Origin of the sequence: Zoogloea sp. (genome assembly GCF_030157465.1) — a bacterium.
GTDB lineage: Bacteria > Pseudomonadota > Gammaproteobacteria > Burkholderiales > Rhodocyclaceae > Zoogloea.
On the sequence record NZ_JAOAUU010000078.1, the window covers coordinates 1 to 3947 of the forward strand.

3 protein-coding genes are annotated in these 3947 nt (G+C 59.2%); 2 read left to right on the forward strand and 1 reads right to left on the reverse strand.

The genetic code is table 11. The annotated features are described in order from the left end of the window. Nucleotides 1-333 precede the first annotated feature (333 nt). Complete coding sequence (locus tag Q1W26_RS10170; RefSeq protein ID WP_300439374.1) at nucleotides 334-1818, forward strand: Fic family protein; 1485 nt, start codon at nucleotides 334-336, stop codon at nucleotides 1816-1818. Nucleotides 1819-1920: 102 nt separating this feature from the next. Here Q1W26_RS10170 and Q1W26_RS10175 read toward each other — a convergent pair whose 3' ends face one another. Then, nucleotides 1921-2352, reverse strand: a complete 432-nt coding sequence (locus Q1W26_RS10175; RefSeq protein ID WP_300439377.1) for a transposase — start codon at nucleotides 2350-2352, stop codon at nucleotides 1921-1923. A 191-nt stretch (nucleotides 2353-2543) separates the two neighbouring features. On the opposite strand from Q1W26_RS10175, the gene Q1W26_RS10180 reads away from it, so the two are divergent. Then, on the forward strand, nucleotides 2544-3593 hold the full coding sequence (locus Q1W26_RS10180; RefSeq protein ID WP_300439379.1) for a nucleotidyltransferase domain-containing protein: 1050 nt from the start codon (nucleotides 2544-2546) through the stop codon (nucleotides 3591-3593). Nucleotides 3594-3947: the final 354 nt, after the last annotated feature.

The following is a 3947-nucleotide window of genomic DNA, read 5'->3' on the forward strand; positions in this document are numbered from 1 at the left end:
CTACGACCCGGCTGCGCTGGAAGCGGCAGGGGCGAAGGTTTGGCGGCTGTAAGCATTGCCGTTATCGGGTGCGCGCGGGCTGCGCACCCGATATAGAAACTATTGGGCTTGTGTCGATTCGGAGGGCGTGTTCTTCAGGTCGGCAAAAAAGCAAGGCTATGTCACCGTTGCCGGTGGAATCTTTGCGTTGCTTGCAGGTGCGTTGTTGTGCCTGTGTAGGGGCGACTTCAGTTTGGGTAGGTCGGGTTAGCGCAGCGTAACCCGACATCGGACGTGTCCATCGAGGTTCATGTTGGTGTCGGGTTACGCCCTGCGGGCTAACCCGACCTACCCGTGCTGGAGTCGCCCCTACATCCGAACCCAACACGTCGACCAGCGCACTGGCGCAGTTCTCAAAACTGCGCCAAAATCGCGCCACACTCATTTGAGAACTGCGCCACGATGACGCCTGCAGATCTTGTCGATACCCTCGCCGCTTCCGCTGCGGGCTTGACCCTGGCCGAGTTGCTCGCTCGGCACCCAGGCGTAGCGCGGCGCACAGCGCAGCGTTGGATCAGCCAGTTGATCGCCGAGGGGCGCATCACCGCGCAAGGTGAAGGCCGGGCACGGCGTTACCGCGCGGGCACAGCCACGCCGCTCAAGGAACAAGCCCCGCCTGCCGCAACGCCACCCTGGGCAGGCATCATCCCGATATCGGCCGATAGCCGTGACATTCTGGCCTACATCGGGCAAGCCATTCAGGCGCGCAAACCCGTTGGATACCAGCGAGACTTTCTGGAGCGCTACCAGCCCAATGTGACCTGGTATCTCTCCGAACCCCTGCGCAAGCAGTTGCACAGAATGGGGCGTACTGCCCAGGCCAGCGACCCGGCCGGCACCTACAGCAGGGCAATTCTGAATCGCCTCCTGATCGATCTGTCCTGGGCCTCCAGCCATCTGGAAGGCAACACCTACTCCCGCCTGGACACCCGGGAACTCATCGAGCATGGCCGCAGCGCCCACGGAAAAGGCACCATCGAAACGCAGATGATCCTCAACCACAAGACGGCCATCGAGCTGCTGGTTGCAAATATCGACACGGTGGGATTCGACCGCTTCACCCTGATGAACCTGCACAGCGCCCTGGCCGAAAACCTGCTGCCCAACCCGGCCGACGAAGGCCGGCTTCGCCTGCATGCAGCGGATATCGGCCTGAGCGTATATCGCCCGCTGTCGGTGCCCGCGCAGATCGACAGCGCTTTCAACGCCCTGCTGGACAAGGCGAACCGGATCAGCGACCCCTTCGAACAATCATTTTTTGTAATGGTGCACTTGCCCTACCTGCAGCCCTTTGCCGACATCAACAAGCGCACATCCCGGCTGGCCGCCAACCTGCCCTTGTTCCGGGCCAACCTCTGCCCGCTGACCTTTCTCGACGTACCCGAAGAGGCCTACAGCCGCGCCACCCTGGGCGTGTATGAAATGACGCGCGTGGAACTGCTGCGCGATCTGTATGTATGGGCTTACGAGCGTTCGACTCAGGAATACCTGGCCATCAAACAGGACTTCGTCGAGCCCGACCCACTGCGCCTCGCCTGGCGGGAGCTGATCAAACAAACGATCCGGGATGTCGTGACAAGCCCGGATGCGGACGGATTGTCGCTAATCGACGCTGCAGTTTCCGCCAAGGTCTCCAAGCCAGAACAAACCAATGTCAAAGCACTGATCGTGGAAGAACTGCGACGCGTGCATGAAGGCGTACTGGCACGCTACGGCCTGCGGCCATCGCAATTCACGGCCTGGGAGACGCGACAGAAATCGAAAGGCCAAGCCGTTTGATGTCGGGGCCGGATGTAGAGGCGACTTCAGTCGCCCAGCGGTGCCTGATCAACGAAGAACCGGGCGACTGAAGTCGCCCCTACAACACCCCACCACAAGCACCTACAGCCAGATGGCATCCCAATGTGGGTAGTCACCGATGCGGGAAACGAGGCCGGCGCGAAGGGGATTCGCGACGATGTAACGGGCCGCGGCGAGCAAGTCGTCCTCTTCTCTCAAAGCTCGGTCGTGAAAAGCGCGTTGCCAGAGCGGGCCGCCCAGCCGGTGAGCGCTACGGCCCTTTAAGGCGCGGATCGTGTCCGACAGATCGGCGTGCTCGCCCAGTTGCAACAGCCAGTGCAGGTGATCGGGCATCACAACCCAGGCCAGCGACGCGACTCCGCCTTGCTCCGCCAGGTGCCGCATTTCCCTCACCACGCAGCGTGCGCAAGCGAAATCTTCAAACACCGGGCGCCGACCGATAGTGGCCGTGGTGATCAGATAAATGCGCCCCGATTCGGAGTAGCGACCAACACGAAGAGCATCGCGAGTCATGGATGGCGTAGATAGCTGTAGGGGCGACTTCAGTCGCCCATCGGAGGTTGAGCAGCGAAAAAGCGGGCGACTGAAGTCGCCCCTACAAACCCATCAACCGACGGGTTTGAAGCTGTCGGGTCTGAATCGGAATGACTGATCGGCTCCTCTCTATTGCTATACTCACAAAATAAAAAACTGAGTATAACCGCATGAAATCCACACCGCTTTCTCTCATCGCTCAAACAGCTTTCGCCCAGGTCGTTGAAGTTGCTCTCTCTGCCGATGTGATGCGATCAGTATCTGACTTGCCCGGCAGCTTCATCCCCAAAACCATCAAGGAACGGAAATACTGGTACTACCAGTTCTCTGAACCATCCGGCGCCCGTCGTCAGCTCTTTGTCGGCCCTGACAATGATGCTGTGCGGGCCTTGGTGGCCAAGTCACTCGAAGCTTCGTCGTCAGAATCGCTTGGGCCCCTTGTGCGATCTGCTGTGGCTTTGGGGAACGCCCAGGTTTTACCTCGGCATTTCAAGGTACTTCGGCGTCTTGCCGACTATGGATTTTTCCGAGCGGGTGGCGTGCTCATCGGCACACATGCATTTTTGTCATACGGCAACATGCTGGGCCTGAAATGGGGGGTGGCGGATGCCTCCATGACGCACGACATCGACTTCGCCCATGCAGGAAAGAACATCTCTCTGGCACTCAACGCCGGCATGACAGTGCAAACGCACGAGGCGATTCAGTCACTCGAAATGGGATTCTTGCCCGTTTCTGGCCTTGGTGGAAAAACGGGCGGGGCCTATCTCATCCCGAACGAAAAGGAATTCAGGCTTGATTTCCTGACGCCCGTCGGGCGTGATGGCGAAGTGCCTTATGAACACCCGGACCTGCATGTGACGCTGCAGCCGCTTAAATTCATGGAGTACTCCCTTGAAAACGTTCAACAATCTGCACTGATTTGTGGCAATCAAGCAGTCATTGTCAATGTGCCCCATCCGGCCCGCTACGCTCTGCACAAACTGATTGTTGTCACCTTGAGAGAGGGGGCATTCCAGATCAAGACGCACAAGGACCTCATACAGGCCGGCATGCTGTTGTCTGCACTTAAGGCAACTCGCCCCTGGGAAGTCGAAGATGCCTGGGAAGATCTGATATCTCGAGGAAAAGGCTGGTCCTCACGTGCAGGCCATGGAATGAAACAGCTTTGTCGAATGTTCCCGGAAGAGGAGTTCGATCAATGGCTCAGTGCACCGTAGGCTCAGCCATCTGGATCAAATGCGCTCCCTGTGGGGGCGACTTCAGTCGCCCAGCGGTGGCTGATCAACGAAGAACCGGGCGACTGAAGTCGCCCCTACAAAACCATCAACCGACGGGCCTGCCCAATCGCCTACCAGCAGCATGGGTAGGTCGGGTTAGCGCAGCGTAACCCGACATCGGACGTGTCCATCGATGTTCATGTTGGTGTCGGGTTACGCCCTGCGGACTAACCCGACCTACCCGGGCTCATCCCTCACACCAGCCCGTACCACACCCCGCGACCAGCGCCATACTGCGCGAAGTGGCCAGCTTGAACGAGTTTTCGCAGGTGTAGCTTGACCGTGTTGCGGTTG

Excerpts from the sequence above, each read along its gene's own strand:
- Q1W26_RS10180 (WP_300439379.1), top strand. The coding sequence starts at position 2,544 with ATGAAATCCACACCGCTTTCTCTCATCGCTCAAACAGCTTTCGCCCAG.
- Q1W26_RS10175 (WP_300439377.1), bottom strand. The coding sequence starts at position 2,352 with ATGACTCGCGATGCTCTTCGTGTTGGTCGCTACTCCGAATCGGGGCGC.